16 protein-coding genes are annotated in these 15,343 nt (G+C 35.7%); 15 read left to right on the forward strand and 1 reads right to left on the reverse strand.

Annotated features, from left to right (window positions below; all coding sequences use genetic code 11):
* The first annotated feature begins 13 nt into the window (after positions 1-13).
* The 4 genes from BK585_RS04990 to BK585_RS05005 all read left to right on the forward strand — a co-directional run bounded on the left by BK585_RS04990 (position 14) and on the right by BK585_RS05005 (position 2,323).
* Positions 14-466 (forward strand): NUDIX domain-containing protein, encoded by a 453-nt coding sequence (locus tag BK585_RS04990; RefSeq protein ID WP_170885476.1) that lies wholly within the window; start codon positions 14-16, stop codon positions 464-466.
* A 60-nt stretch (positions 467-526) separates the two neighbouring features.
* A complete protein-coding gene (locus BK585_RS04995) occupies positions 527-958 on the forward strand; it encodes a hypothetical protein (RefSeq protein ID WP_078552300.1) in 432 nt (143 codons plus the stop codon).
* 132 nt (positions 959-1,090) lie between these two features.
* Positions 1,091-1,540: a hypothetical protein gene (locus BK585_RS05000; RefSeq protein ID WP_212567926.1), complete on the forward strand. Its 450-nt coding sequence runs from the start codon at positions 1,091-1,093 to the stop codon at positions 1,538-1,540.
* A 30-nt stretch (positions 1,541-1,570) separates the two neighbouring features.
* A complete protein-coding gene (locus tag BK585_RS05005) occupies positions 1,571-2,323 on the forward strand; it encodes a sterol desaturase family protein (protein ID WP_078552304.1) in 753 nt (250 codons plus the stop codon).
* Positions 2,324-2,361: 38 nt separating this feature from the next.
* Here the strand turns inward: BK585_RS05005 and BK585_RS05010 are convergent, their stop codons facing one another.
* A complete protein-coding gene (locus BK585_RS05010) occupies positions 2,362-3,597 on the reverse strand; it encodes an endo-1,4-beta-xylanase (protein ID WP_212567927.1) in 1,236 nt (411 codons plus the stop codon).
* Positions 3,598-3,854: 257 nt separating this feature from the next.
* Here BK585_RS05010 and BK585_RS05015 point away from each other — a divergent pair, with 257 nt between their 5' ends.
* From BK585_RS05015 to BK585_RS05065, 11 genes are all read left to right on the forward strand, one after another.
* Complete coding sequence (locus BK585_RS05015; protein ID WP_078552308.1) at positions 3,855-5,240, forward strand: MATE family efflux transporter; 1,386 nt, start codon at positions 3,855-3,857, stop codon at positions 5,238-5,240.
* A 47-nt stretch (positions 5,241-5,287) separates the two neighbouring features.
* Positions 5,288-5,782 (forward strand): hypothetical protein, encoded by a 495-nt coding sequence (locus tag BK585_RS05020; protein WP_078552310.1) that lies wholly within the window; start codon positions 5,288-5,290, stop codon positions 5,780-5,782.
* Between the two features lie 810 nt (positions 5,783-6,592).
* Positions 6,593-7,846, forward strand: a complete 1,254-nt coding sequence (locus BK585_RS05025; protein ID WP_078552312.1) for an MFS transporter — start codon at positions 6,593-6,595, stop codon at positions 7,844-7,846.
* 23 nt (positions 7,847-7,869) lie between these two features.
* Positions 7,870-8,382 (forward strand): GNAT family N-acetyltransferase, encoded by a 513-nt coding sequence (locus BK585_RS05030; RefSeq protein WP_170885477.1) that lies wholly within the window; start codon positions 7,870-7,872, stop codon positions 8,380-8,382.
* A gap of 26 nt (positions 8,383-8,408) precedes the next feature.
* Positions 8,409-9,689, forward strand: a complete 1,281-nt coding sequence (gene arsL / locus BK585_RS05035; protein ID WP_078552316.1) for an arsinothricin biosynthesis radical SAM protein ArsL — start codon at positions 8,409-8,411, stop codon at positions 9,687-9,689.
* A 45-nt stretch (positions 9,690-9,734) separates the two neighbouring features.
* On the forward strand, positions 9,735-10,043 hold the full coding sequence (locus tag BK585_RS05040; RefSeq protein ID WP_078552317.1) for a carboxymuconolactone decarboxylase family protein: 309 nt from the start codon (positions 9,735-9,737) through the stop codon (positions 10,041-10,043).
* A gap of 11 nt (positions 10,044-10,054) precedes the next feature.
* Entirely contained in the window at positions 10,055-11,284 is a 1,230-nt protein-coding gene (locus BK585_RS05045) for an ATP-grasp domain-containing protein (RefSeq protein ID WP_078552319.1), read from the forward strand.
* Positions 11,285-11,332: 48 nt separating this feature from the next.
* Complete coding sequence (locus tag BK585_RS05050; protein WP_078552321.1) at positions 11,333-12,415, forward strand: hypothetical protein; 1,083 nt, start codon at positions 11,333-11,335, stop codon at positions 12,413-12,415.
* A gap of 47 nt (positions 12,416-12,462) precedes the next feature.
* The gene (gene arsM / locus BK585_RS05055; protein WP_078552323.1) at positions 12,463-13,287 is read left to right on the forward strand and encodes a putative arsinothricin biosynthesis methyltransferase ArsM; all 825 of its coding nucleotides are present in this window, start codon (positions 12,463-12,465) and stop codon (positions 13,285-13,287) included.
* A gap of 3 nt (positions 13,288-13,290) precedes the next feature.
* Positions 13,291-14,457: an inorganic phosphate transporter gene (locus BK585_RS05060; RefSeq protein ID WP_078552325.1), complete on the forward strand. Its 1,167-nt coding sequence runs from the start codon at positions 13,291-13,293 to the stop codon at positions 14,455-14,457.
* A 56-nt stretch (positions 14,458-14,513) separates the two neighbouring features.
* A complete protein-coding gene (locus tag BK585_RS05065; RefSeq protein ID WP_078552327.1) occupies positions 14,514-15,146 on the forward strand; it encodes a class I SAM-dependent methyltransferase in 633 nt (210 codons plus the stop codon).
* Positions 15,147-15,343 lie beyond the last annotated feature (197 nt).

The following is a 15,343-nucleotide window of genomic DNA, read 5'->3' on the forward strand; positions in this document are numbered from 1 at the left end:
AGGGTTTGTTTATGTGAATGCCAAAAAAAACGTAACAAAAGTGACTGCATACATAACACGAGTAAAAGATAAGAAAATACAATTGCTTACTATGGTAGAGGAAGGTATGGAATCGTACGGACTTCAGGTTCCTGGTGGCACGTTAGAGTTAGGGGAAAAGTTAGAAGAGTGCCTACTAAGAGAGGTTTATGAAGAGGCTGAACTAAAAGAAGTAAAAATACAGTCATATCTTGGGGAGCATACCTATTTTCTAGCCAAGAAAAATGCTGAGATTACACGACACTATTTTCATGTAACAGTCGAAGAATGCATGGATAAATTTACAGTTGTTGTCCGTAGTCAGGATGAAGATAATGGATGGGTTTATCATTATACTTGGGTAACTTTAGATAAAACAACCATTCCTGAACTTGGGGGGCATCTAGGGTTTGGGTTAGAGAAATTGTATGATTCTATCTTTTTATGAATTGATACACGTCCAAAAAGAAGACTGATATTTTAATGGGATGTGTTTAGGGGGATAATTATGAAGCATTATATAATAGTAGTATATTTTACCTTCTTTAGTGTTACATTAAGTGCTTGTCAATCTCTAAATGAAGAGATAACTGAGTTGAAATTAATAGATAATATTACTGAGATCTCAATATCCAAATCCAATGGTTATGGTGGATTAAATGAAAGTTATTTTTTAAAAATTAACCAAGTAGATGCTATATCTGACTTTGAAGATATTCTAGAAAACTCAAAAAGAATAAATAGTAACGTTGATGTGATTAATGAGAAACCAGATTTCGATATATTAGTACGTAATGAAAGTGGTGAAACTAACGGATTTCATCTTTTGTTCAGAAATGAAGGAGAAGGTATGTTTATGTATATCGGGCACGAGCAATACGGTTATATTACCTCTCCTAAAGATACATATAAGCTAAAAAGAACAATTCGTTTACAATAAAGTATTTTCAGATAAAAGAACCAGAAACAAGTCGATTGAGACCTAAGTCAGCTTATAGCTCACTTTTTGAGAGGAGTAATTTTTATATCGAGATTAAAAATTTATATTAGTAGTTTTTTAGTAATAATTATCTTGGTCATCATGTATGTATATTGGATTAGTAATCCTATACAAGTAAATCAATTTGTTCTTAGTACGGATGAAACAAGTATGGTTTTAAGAATTACGAACGAGGGCTGGAGTGACATTGAAATAGAAGAGGTTATTGTAAATGGACGTCATACGCCTAGAAGTATAGATTTAGGTATAGGCTATTCTTCATTACATGTAGGTCTTGACACGGAGGATGAATTTGTTAAATTTGTACCTTTAGATACTGAAAAAATTCAACCTAAACTATCGTATGATATGCTGCAAGAACAAATTCAAATGTTAGTGCATGAGAATTACAAGATGAGTGAGCTTTTACCTACAAACTATGGAATCAGAATAGTGAATGATATCAAAATAGATAGTGTAACGATTAAATACAAGTTCCTTGGATTTACTCTAGTGAGAGAATTATATACGATTGATATATAAACAAAACCTTCCAAGAAAAGAGGTAGTGTTATGGTAGACACCTCATTATATTGGGTGAAAAATGTATCGTGGTGGGAAGCTTCTCTTTTTATCGTGTTGCTAAATATCTTGATACTAGTTAGCTGTATTATCATTGGCAACAAGCTTGTGTCGATGTTCCTGAAGAGACCTGTAGCGTCAATTATTACAACTCGTCCATATGAGGTTGTGTTAGCAGGGATGACGGTCTTTTTTAATTCTGCAGTTACGTTGATAGGATACTATTTATGGAAGAATGAGATTATTGTGTTAAGCACGAGCTTTGGCTGGCGTTCATGGGCAGACATCCTTGTGCTACTTATCATCATGGATTTTGCGATGTACGTGTTTCATAGACTGGCTCATATGAAATGGTTGTATCCGTATATTCATCGTACTCATCACCGCTTTGAAGACCCGAGGCCGATTACTTTATTTGCGTTGAATCCATTGGAGAACTTAGGGTTTGGTTTGTTGTGGATTGTGGTTTTATGTGTGTATCCTGCTTCTTGGGTTGGGATTACGGGTTACTTATTTTTTAATGTCGTCTACGGTCTCATTGCTCATCTTGGGGTAGAGCCATTTCCGAATTCATGGGTAAAGCATCCTATTTTAAAATGGATATCAACAAGTACGTACCACACGCAACATCATCAGCAAGAACACTATAATTATGGGTTTTATACGGTCATTTGGGATCGACTGTTTCAAACGATGTCGCCACATTATCCGTCTCACTTTGCAAAAAAGTTACCAGAAGACTAAAAAACTTCCGACTTCTATTGTCGGAAGTTTTTTGCTAATTAAATGACGATTTGGATGATGTCTGGGTTGTTTTTATCTAATGTAAAGCTTTGTTTCTTCTCTTCGCACGTAAGCTCATACTCACCAAGAAAACCTTCGAATGAAAGGACTCCGTTTTCATCTGTAGTCACTGTCACATTTGTGGACCAGTCTTCTTTTATTAACCTTTTCACCACTTCATAGGATGGTTTAGGACTATTGTCTTTTCGGACAAAACCTGCTGGAGCACCAAGCCACGCCCCTTCATCACTAAACTTCCACGAGGTCACGGATTCGACGAGCGGATGTGAAAATAGGATTGAATACATTTCTTCAACTTCTTTGGCCTGACGTTCTTCAAATTCTGGTGTTGAAGGCCAGTCTTTGATTTGATAATCATTTAAGTCAACGATTTCAGGCGGCATGATGTGGCCAGACGTGAGTGTGTTCTCTGTAAAATGAAGCGGAAGACCAAAGTAAGAAAAACGGTCTAGCACTTCTTCTAGCTTTTCACGTCCCCAATAGCCTTGATGCTGGTGGGATTGAATGCCGATGACATCAATTGGAACACCTGCTTGCAAGCAGCCATCAATTAATATTTCATAGTTTATTGACGTGTTAAAATCATTTAATAGTAGAGTGGCATTTGGGTTGCATTCTTTTGTTTTCGCAAATACTTCTTTAATGATGCCAATACGGCCAAGTTCTTGAGAAAGTCTAGTAATACCGTTGTCGTATTTATCAAAAATGGGCATAATGACGACTTCATTGATGACATCCCATGTATCAATGATTCCTTTAAAGTCGGTGACGTCTCGTTCAATTCGGTCAAGTTGCGCTTTTAAAATTTCTTCGTTGCTCATCTCTAGTAGCCAAGGTGCGGTTAGCGTGTGCCAGCATAATGGATGTCCTTTTACGGACATGTTTCTTTCTTTTAACCAACGAGCGGCCGCTTGTAGTTCATTCGTTTGTGGCTTTCCTTTTTCAGGTTCAAACCTGGCCCAGTAAAATGGAAGGGTAGCTGAGTTAAATACATCTAAGTACAGTTCTAGTTTTTCTTCTAAAAATGCGAGTCTTTCGGCTGGTACACTTTTGTTTGCGACTTCAACGGCATCAAATGCACCACATCCAAATAAGAATTTGTGGTTCGTTAATGTGAGGTGTACATTCTTTCCTGATATAGGATTTCCTGAAGCATCAACAAGTTTGATAGTCTTGCTTGCCTTACGGTGTGCCCATTCATTTAATTGTCCCAAGTGTGTTCCCTCCATATATAGTAGTGAAAGAGAGCGCTTTCACGCTTCTTTTTTTATTTTACCAAACTTTGTTCATTCAAGTAACTAACTAAGTTTCTTATTTTGCTATTTTTGTAGTAAGATAGTATTGTAAGTGTTCTCATTTTCGCTTATAGCATGACGATTTTTTATCATAAGGTTCATCATATAGAATATGGATTACAGATGCCCTTATTAGAGTTTGAATAATTATTGTTCAACATGAAAGGACCGACAACATGCCTGAAGAACAAGCAAAAACAAAAACGAATACGGTCGCCAAGCTTTCCTTATTTGCGATTACGTGGCCCATTTTTATCGAAGTTTTTTTACAAACATTAATGAAATTCTCGGACGTCTTTATGCTCAGTTTTGTTTCCGATGAAGCTGTTGCGGCAATCGGCGTAGTAAACCAAGTGTTAATGTTTATGTTTGTCTTATTTAGCTTTACCGCGATGGGTGCGGGGGTCGTCGTTGCTCAGTATGTCGGAGCCAAACAACCAAAGGCTGTTTCGATTACAGCCGCTAATGCAATTACGATTAATCTTTTGTTTGGTATTTTTATCAGTGTTATCGTCGTTGTGTTCCGTCATCCTTTCTTAAGCTTATTTAACTTAGACCCAACGTTACTGGCCTATGCCGACATTTATATGATTATTGTCGGTGGAACCCTATTTACGCAAGCTATGATTTTAACGATATTCTCCATTCTTCAAGCGACGGGTGCGACAAAAGACGTGATGTATGTTGCCCTTGGGATGAACGTGCTAAATATTCTAGGAAACTATGTATTTATCTTTGGTGCGCTTGGCTTCCCTCAGTTAGGAGTTACTGGTGTTGCGATTGCAACCGCAGTATGTCGCGTACTTGCTGTTGTTGCGTTGTTTTGGATGTTCTATCGTCGTATTGAAGTAAGAGTGAAATTCAAAGACTACATTCAACTAAAAAAAGAATATGTTAAAAAAATTATGGGGATCGGTGTACCATCAGCTGGGGAACATCTTTCTTATAATACAAGTCAAATGACCGTTCTCGTATTTATTACGATGCTAGGGACTACCGCTTTAGCGACGAGAATTTACGCACAAAACATTTTAATGCTTATGGTTGTCTTTTCGATGTCAATGTCCAAGGGAATGCAAATTTACATCGGACAGCTCGTGGGGGCAGGCCTGCTGGATTTAGCGTATAAAAAGATGTATCAAGGATTGAAAGTTGCTCTTGTCGTAGCGGTTGTGTTCGGGACAACACTAGCTCTGACCGGTGAGCATTTGTTTCGAATCTTTACAGACGACCCAGATGTCATTGCCTTAGGTGCCGTTATCCTTATTATCGGTGCTCTTCTTGAACCTGGTCGAACAGGAAACCTAGTCATTATCTCCTCCCTCCGAGCGACAGGTGATGCGAAGTTTCCAGTGTTTATCGGTATTTTGTCAATGTGGGGAATTAGTGTACCTTTAGCCTATGTACTTGGGATAACGCTCGGCTTTGGCCTTATCGGGGTATGGATTGCATTTATGATTGATGAATGGCTACGAGCCATCATCATGTTCTTCCGCTGGAAGAGTCAAAAATGGCGTGGCAAAGTATTGGTAAAGCCAACAGAAGAAGCCAAAGGCGCATGATTCGGTTCGGGTGGTGCCAGGCACCACCCGAAAAAGGGGGAAATTAAATGAAATGTGTCGGAATTTGGGTAGTTTCACTGTTAATCGTTGTTTTAGTAGTTGGAGTAACCCCTTTACAAACTGAAGCTTTGTCGTGTAATTATCTCAGCATTGAAGAAGAACTTGAAAAATCTGATCTTGTTTTTAAAGGAAAAGTGGTAAGAGTAGGGGACGGGTATGTTAATCAAAAGTATACTTTTGATGTCAAGAAGGTGTGGAAGGGTGACCATAACATTGGTGAAGAACTTGTCCTAGACAAAGGATTCATCAACTTTAATGAAGGTGTTGAGTACATCGTTTTTGCTCAAAACATTTTTGATAATCAATACTTTGTCACACCCACACTTTGTGGCAACACAAATGAAGCTTCCTTTTCCCTGGAATGGAAGTTAGGCAGCCCGACTCAAGGAATGCATATGTTAACGCCATGGCTAATCTCTTTAGGAATTGGATGTATTGTATTCATTATTTACGTCATAAAACGAAAACGAAAAAGATCATAGAGTAATCGGGTGGTGCCTGGCACCACCCGATTCTTGTGCTTGGTAGGGTTTAGAAGATATGCTTGTGAATCGGTAGCAAAAAGAAAGAATATAATGCTTTTTTCTTCTAGATATTCCACGTTATTGTCAATAAATATAATTTCTTCAGTTTCTCCTCCGAATTGCATCACATCAATAGTATCGTTAGTGTTTATATCGCCTTTATACACACGAGCTACTTTTAGTTGTGGGACTGTGAGAATGTCTGACTTTTCTTCGAAATTTCCACCAGGGTTAGTACGGTCATCTCTATTTTAATCACGATCAATGCTTGTCACAATTTTTTCTCCTAAGGTAGTAACAATTACCCTTCTGATATTAAATCATCTATTTTAGGCTATCAAGGGATTCGTACAAATCAAAATCAAGCACCACCTGTATCCTTTGTATATAAAACATAAATTCATTAAATAGAACCATTTTGTATATTTTTTTATATGAAAGTAAGCCTACGTAAATGTTGGATATACTAGTATTAAATTACTATTTTTGGTTAATAAGTAAAAAGATATTGAACAAATCCAAAATTATCCTATAATGTTTTCTAAGGAGTACTTCATAAAAACTGATAATAGTCCTAAGCAAACAAAAAGATTTCATTTGGCGATCTGGAAAATGTGAAAATAGTAAAATTACTACTCTACTTGTTAAAGACGTAAGAATAAAAGATGAGTAATATGCTCATCTATTATTTAGATATAAAACTTTTAAATTAAGAGTTTTTTAGTGATTTTGTTTACATTAGAGATATTAAGAAATGAGGAGGTTTATATGAAAGCGCTTTTAAATATTGACCGTTCTTTCTGGACAAATCGAAATACGTTACTTTTTTTTACAGGGACGTTTACTTCAAAAATGGCCAATAGTATTTTTTTAATTCTAATGCCTTGGTTAGTTTATGACTTAACCGAATCTGCATTTAGTATGGGAACCATGTTTTTATTAGAAAGCCTGCCGTTTATATTTATAGCTCCACTTGCAGGAGTTTTGGCTGACCGTTTATCGCGTAAAGTAATTTTATTTTATTGTGCTCTTCTACAATCAACATTAGTTACAGGACTAATAATTGTAAGCGCTTTAAATATTATGAGTGTTTATGTAGTCTATGTTACTGGTTTCTTATTGTCTTGTGCATTTGCATGTTTCTTAGTTGTTAATGAAACAATTATTCCACAATTGTTTAGCCGGAAAATATTAGTTAAGGTCAACTCTGTCTTTCAGTTTATTGAAACGTCAACGCTATTATTGGGTGTGGCAGTTGCGGGGTTAATGATTGGGTTTGTTGGAATAAGCGGTACTTTAATGATTAACACAGTAGCCTTTCTAATTGTTTGTATTACCTTTCCATTTTTACGGTACATTCGTGAAGAGAAAGTTAAAGTCCAATACAGCTCTATTACTCAGTTAAAAGAAGGATTTCAGTATGTTATCAAACATCCAGCTATAGGTCCAGTGGCGTTACTAACTTTAGTTGTAAATATAGGAAATGCTTGCCTTATCGCACTTCTCATCTTCTTTGCTCGTGACCAGTTAAATTTATCCTCAACTGAAGTGGGCTGGGTCTATGCAATAGGAGCAATTGCCCAATTTTTAGCGATTTTCATAGTGAATCTAATACACAATAAAGCTTCTTCTATAAAACTAATGCTTTGTTGCCAGTTTTTAAGTGCGCTAGGAATTGTATATATCTCTTTTAGCTTTGGGATAGTAGGTTTGATGATAGGTTTAGCCATCCAAAATTGTTTTACAATTATGTACAATATTTTAAATCGCACGTTACGCCAACAAGTGGTTTCAGAAGATATATTAGGGAGAGTTAATGGAATCATCATTATGATGGGACGAGCTTCTTTTCCTCTATCTGGTTTTATGGGAGGATTACTTGCTGAGTTTTTCAATGTTCGAAGCATCTTTTTGGTTGTAGGAATTGGTACATTTATAATAGTGGCTTTGTTTTGGTTTTCGTCCTTTCGACATTTTGATGAAAAGACGTATTCTACTACCGAACAAGCTGTTAATTCGTAAACTCTTGAAAGGAGGTGAATGAAGTGAATGTGAAATTATTACCGTTAAATGGAAGTGATCATGATTTAGTACACAAAATTTATACAGATGAAGGAATCAACGATAGTGCTGTGCTTGGATACTGGCAACCAATAAGTCATGAAAACATCAAACAAAGAATCGATAGCTGGCTCAGTGGAGATAAACAGAAGCACTTTAAGATTGTCTCAGAAGGGAATGAAGTTGGGCTAGCTCAAATCTATGGAATTAGTCTTGTAAATAGGAAATGTACACTAGGTATTTTAATTTCAGACGAGTATCAAGGTAAGGGAATTGGGAGGAAGACGTTGGAAGCACTACTTGATATAAGTTTTCTTCAATTAAATCTAGATAAAGTGGAAGTTTCTATACTCAGTTATAACGATAAATCAATCAAGTTATTTGAACATTTTCACTTTATACATGAGGGTACATTACGCCAATCTGTATTTAAAAAAGGACAATACCATAATGTTTGTATGTATGGATTATTAAAAGAAGAATATATTACGCTTTAAAAAAAGATGAAGAGGTGAAGGAATCTATGAAAGTATTACTTGTCTCCACATTCGAAGGTGGGTATCAACCTATCTCTTTAGCGACTGCTCATAGTGCATTAAAGAAACATGAAATTGAAACTGTGATATTAGATACGTTTGTTGAAGGAATTAATGAAATTAAATTAAAGGATGCAGACATTGTTGCTATATCGTTGCCGCTTTTTGACTCTGTTCAGCCCGGCTTAGAATTATCTAAACTAGTAAAAGAACTAAATCCTGACGCACATATTACGTTTTTTGGGCAACATTCGACTATCCACTCTAAGCGATTGGTAGGAAGGTATGGAGATACTTGTATTGTTGGAGAATGGGAAAAGCCAATTGTAGAAATTGCGGAAAGTTTACAAAAGGATCACTATGATCTTTCTACCATTCCGGGAGTAGTTACTGAAATGCATGTACAAACAAATAATATTCCCCATCCTTTAATGTCGCGTGACCATTTCAATGTTCCAGCACGCGAAAATCTTCCACCTCTAGACAAATACCCACAAAAACAAATTGAAAAATTAATAGGATCTCCTCAAGTAGTAGGATCTACTGAAATTGCTAGAGGTTGTCATCATAAGTGTAGTTATTGCTCCGTGTTTGCTGCCTATGATGGAAAAGTTATTTTAGTACCGGAAGATGTTATTTTCCAGGATGTGAAAAACTTGGTAGACATGGGAATGACACACCTTACGTTTATTGATGCTGATTTCTTTAATGCCAAAAAGCATGGTGTTAACATGATTCGTAAATTACATGAGACTTTTCCATTTCTTACGTATGATTTTACGACTAGAGTAGACCATATTTTAGAAAACCAAGAAGTTATTAAAGAAATGAGTGAAATGGGTGTTAAATTTATAACGTCTGCTCTTGAATTTCCTTTACAAAAAGTACTCGACCAAGTAGTTAAAGCATTTAAGGTAGAAGAGATAGATAAAGCTATTTCCTTTATTAAAACAACTGGAATTCAGCTAAACCCTACATTTATTATGTACAACCCATGGATTGATTTGGAAGACTTCGTTGCTTTTGATGAATTTGTTCAACGAAATGAATTGGAGAACATCATTGATCCGATTCAGTATGAGACAAGATTATATTTATACAAGGGCTCACCTTTATTAAATAATCCTACTATTCAGGAGTTAGACCTAGAAGAACATGAATTCCATTTCGAATGGAAACATCGTGACCCTAGAGTAGATGAATTGTTTTTGGACAACTTGACACCTGCGGAAGAAGGGATTTTCAAACGTTGCTGCTTAAAGTGTTAAAATCAAACGGTTAAAATAATACTAAATACTAGGAGGATATATATCATGATTGCATTATTACCAGATTTATATGAATTAATTGAGGAGTTTAACGAAAAAACAGTAGAAAAAGATGTGTTATCGCAAAAAGACAAAGCATTAGTACAGCTTACTCTTGTTTTAGCTCAAGAGAATTCTGAAGATATCAAAAATTCTGTCATATTTTGTAAGCAAAGTGGGTTAAGTAATGAAGAGATTGGACATGCATGTGCACTTGTATTAGGTCACAGATATGAAAAAATGAGAAATCTTCTTCAGACAAATACTTCTAGACCTGTTGAGAAGAAATCGACACAAACATCTTGTTGTCAATAGGGGTGAGACAAATGGGGGAATGTAGAAAAAAAGAAGCGATTGTTGTTATTGGAACAAGAGAAAAAAATCACGAACTCCAAATCGTCAAAACTCTAGGTTTACCAATTATTCTATTGAATACGACTGTAGATCTTGAAGATGCACTAGAAGTTGAGTATCCAATTGAAATAAACCTAAATGATGAGGAAAGTGTGATTCAAAAACTGGAGGAACTATCTACTTTTTATGAACTGAAGTTGATTTTTACTTTGAATGAATACCGGATAATTACTGCTGCGAAGATTAGCCAAGAATTAAATGTTCCATTTAATTTATCCTATCAGGCAGCAGTAAATTGTCGGCAGAAAAAAAATACAAGGAAAATATTAAATGAATTTGGGATTGGAAATGTAAAAATGAATCTAGTTCAAGAAGTGGGCCAGTTGCCTGATGTGTTGGAAAGTATTGTTTTTCCGGTGATAGTAAAACCTTCGAACGAGGCAGGGAGTCATCTTGTTCAAAAATGTCACACAGAAGAAGAACTTTATGAAGCTGTAAGAAAAATTAAGGAGCGTTCCACTAATTGGGTAGGTCAACAACTTGATGATGATATTTTAATCGAAGAATTTATTGTTGGTCCAGAATTTAGTGTAGAGTCATGTACCATTAATGGAGAAACACGTATCATTGCAATTACTGAAAAAATAGTAACGGATGATAACTTCTTTGTTGAAGTTGGACACGTAGTGCCAGCTCGCTTAGCAACAGAAGATGAATTACAAATAAGAAATATGATTCCTCTTGTATTACAAGCACTTGGCGTTACAGATGGTATTACACATACTGAAGTAAAAGTAACAACGGAAGGTCCTAAGGTTATTGAGGTTAATGCAAGACCAGGAGGAGACAGAATCCCTAATCTTGTACGTGCAGTAACCGGTTATGATTTATTTGAATTGGCTTTTCATATCTCCTGCGGCGGGTCTATCGATCATTTGCCTCGTCATGATATAGTAGCTCATTCAGCTGGTATTCAATTTATATTAGCTGAAAAGGAAGGACGTTTCCGTGTAAGTAAAGCGACTTTAGAAAGTTCAGAAGTAGAAGAATACCACCTTCAAGTAGATCCAGATGAGGAAGTATTTACTACGGATAGTAATTACAATCGGTTAGGTTACTTTATTTGCTATGGGGATGAACGTGAACACGCGGTTCAACGTTTAAAAAATGTTTATGAACAAAGCAATATCATGGTGTTTTAGGCATCCAAAAATATCTCCATTACTAGTTATTTAGAAAGGAGTTAGTCTATGTATATTAAAGAAAGGCGACATAAAATGTCAGATTTAGTACTAAAGATGGCTTCTAAAAGTGGGAGTGATTTAACATTTAATCATTCGAGTGACTATTTAATGCAATTGGACCAACCTGTGGAGTATGCTGCCAATGATAAAGTATATATAGTTGGTTCTCCGAATAATGAATCGATTAGTCGGGTTACCAATACAGTTAAAGAGTCTGGTGAAGTATGGATACTACAAGAGTATGTTTCAAATTTAGAAAGTGAAGAAAGCTCAACTCAAAAATGTCATATTACGTACGGTGTTTATGATAATTTACTGTTACATTATGAAAACGTACAAAAAATGTTACGAGAAAGACCACTAACGGACATGGAAAGTTATCACATGTTTCAAGAAAATATTAAACAGTACGAAGAAGAAAAATTACAACATTGGAATGAATACTTTGATCATATTATTCTTCATTATACTTTGAATCAAATTGATAAGTATCAATATGATCAAGTATTAGAGCAATGTTTTAAAATGTTAAAAAAACATGGGAAGCTTGTAGTCAACCTTTTACTAGCTGATGAAGATTCGGATGGAATAAAAGTCAATAAAGCTAGTGAGGAGTTACGTACATTCCCTCTAGAAAAGGAAATAATGAATTATTTAATAAAGCAAGGGTTTCATGGAATGAAATTAGATAGAAAAGGAAGTTATCCTTATTTAGTTGTAGGTGGGGTAGAACTATGGCCGTTCACGGTTGAAGCTTCAAAAGGGAAGCAGGGGATTTGTTTAGAACAAGGACATGCTGTCATATACAAAGGTCCATTTTCAGAGGTGAAAGATGATGATGGACATGTATATTTGAGAGGAGAACGTATGGCTGTTTGTGCAAAAACATATGATTTATTGCGTAAAAGTCCGTACACAAATTCATTTATTTATTTGGCTTGTTATGAGGATATTCCAATAGAAGAAGCACCATTATTTGATTGTAATACACCGTTAATACGACACCCTCATGTTACTAAAGGTAAAGAATCAATATTGAAAAAAGGACAAGAAGCAGAGTGCTCTACTACTACAAGTGATTGTTGTTAATAGAATTAACATTATCAATATAAAATAACTTAAAGGGAGAGTTGAATATGAATGTAGAAGGAACTCAAGAATGTTGTATAAGTGAGCCGGTAAAACAAGAAACGAAGAAGGCTAATCCAATTATTAACGATTTTTATAGTGCTGTTGCAAGAGGTGAGGGACCATATTCAAATGATATAAATAGATTTTCTCCATCAGGACCTACAGAAAAAATTATGGAATGGCTAAAAAAATATAATGTTCAAAGAGTGTTGGATATTGGTTGTGGAATGGGTACTACGTTATTACAAGCAGTTCAAGTCCATCAAGAAGGAAAACAATTTTATGGAGTCGACTTCAGCGATGATATGTTGAAAAAAGCTAAAGAAAGCAAACAAAACCTACCAGAAGATTTGATAGCAAAAGTTGGCTTTTTTAAAGGACAAGCTGAACAACTTCCTTTTATGGATGAGCAATTTGACTTTATTTATAGTGAATGTGTGTTCAACTTAGTATCTAATAAAGAGCAAGCGGTCCATGAAGTTAGTCGACTTTTAGCACCTGGAGGAATCTTTGTTTATACCGATTTTATTTCTTATGAACAAGTACCTTCTTATATAAGTAGTGATGAGAAGTTAGTGTGTGGTTGTCGTACTGGTAGTACAACATTGAATGAGAACATAAAAACATTAGAATTGAATCATTTAAATCAAATCGAAACATTTGATTTTACAGAAGATAATAACAAACGTTTTCAAGAGCTAATGGAAAAAAGTAAAACGATACGTGATGAGTATCATGAATTGCAAGAACAGAACCAAGCTGCTGTTTCATTTTTAAATGAAAAGATGGGTTACTATTGCATCAAAGCTATTAAACAAGGCGAGGTGTAATCTATGAAAAGTACTAAAGCTATCTCTATTGGGACAAAGGTTAATACTAACAGAGATGGAACAGTATTTGGTCCGAAGAAGCTAACAGGAACCCTAGATTCTATGAGAAGTGGTGTAATAATGGGGCTGCTAACGGCTTTAGGAATTACCACCCTTTTCATAGCTACTGGATTGTTGGAATCAGATTCAGTATTAACATTTATAGGCCTGACCATTATTGCTTGGGTTGCTGTAGAGAACGGTGGCAATGATGTTTCACGTGGGATTGCACCTCTTGTTGCTGCGAAGGAAATATCTGTAAGAGGGGCGCTTGTTTTTGGCGCTATAGTAACCGCAGTAGGGGGTCTAGTAGCAATGTTTGTTGCAGTTAACATGTTAAAGCTATTTACCACTGGGTTGCTTAATACAAACTATTCTATTACCACTCCTACCGTAATAGCTATTGCATTAGGTGCTGCATTGTGGATAGCTTTTGCGACAAAGTTTTCTTTGCCTGTGTCAACAACACATTCTATTATAGGTTCAGTTGCTATCGTTGGATTACTCAGCTTTGGAGTGACTGGTGTGTTATGGGGAAGCTTAGCTCTTAAAGTTGTTTTACCTTTATTATTCAGTCCTTTAATAGGGTGGGGGTTTGCCTGGATCCTAACTTCTCTCATTAACAATTTAAAATTTCGTCCTCAAGTAGAAAGATGGTCTACTTGGATATTTAGTGGAAGTATTTGTTTTGTTAGAGCAGTAAATGATACCCCAAAAATCGTTGGTATTGCGGTGTTGGTTGCATTTGTAACATTAAACGATTTAGCTCTTAGTAACGTTTGGCCATACTTTCTATTTATTACAGTAGCCATGTCCGTTGGTAGTTATGTAAAGGGAATTTTGGTTACTGAAACGTTGGCGTACAAGGTTAGTAAAATGAATTCTAAAAGTAGTTTATCTACATCCATTAGTACATCAGTTTTAGTGATGATTTCTAGTGGATATGGATTGCCAGTCTCAACAACACACGTAGCAACCTCTTCAATAGTGGGTTCGGGTATGTACCAAGGAACAGAGAGTATTAATTGGTCAGTTGTCAAAAATATCGTATTATCATGGGTATGTACCTTACCTGGGGCCGGGCTATTTGGTTTAATAGGGTTTTATGTAATTAAGTTATTTTTAAATTAATTTAGGTGGTTACCGTATTAGATAATAAAAATCATTTATGATTGGAGGTATAGGAAATGGAAGCAAACAACTACTTTGATGATGTTGCTGAAAATTGGGATAGATTACGTACTAATTTTTTCTCGGAACAAGTACGGGAAAAAGCGATTGGATTAGCCTCTTTAAAAACAGGGCAACGTGTTGCTGATATTGGTGCCGGATCTGGATTTATCACAGAGGGGTTACTAGAAAAAGGTGCTCATGTAACTGTAGTAGAACCATCACTTCAAATGCTAAAGGTAATTCAATATAAATTTGATAAAACGTATGGAGAATACCTCAACTATGTCCAAGGGGATATTGAAAATGTAGTTCTTCCTGAGGACCACTTTGATTTTGTTTTTGCTAATATGGTTTTACATCACACGGTCAATCCTATCCAAGCGATTAAAATAATGACAAAGATTGTTAAGCCTGGGGGTAAGGTAATAATTACTGATTTAGATAAACACGACTATACATTCTTGAAGGAAGAACATCACGATCGATGGCTAGGTTTTGAGAGGCAAGATATAAAAGATTGGTATGAAGCTGCTTCGTTGGAAAATGTTACAATAGCATGTTTAGGAGAAAAATGTTCTGCACCATCCTCATGTGGTTCAGAATATGCAAATATTACTATGTTTATAGCCTCGGGTGAAAAAAAATAAAGGATTATTCATGTTATGGTTGAATGATATCGATAGAATTTAAACGGTTTGACACATTTGTCAGACCGTTTTCTAGTTCACTTAAAAGGGTGTATACTTGGAAAACTCCACAATAGAAGTCATCGTTTGGTGCCGTTAAGCACTGGCATCATTTATTGTTGCTTAAAATAGTACCCACAATGTTTTAACATTCTATG

It is taken from the genome of Bacillus alkalicellulosilyticus, from assembly GCF_002019795.1.
GTDB lineage: Bacteria > Bacillota > Bacilli > Bacillales > Bacillaceae_F > Bacillus_AO > Bacillus_AO alkalicellulosilyticum.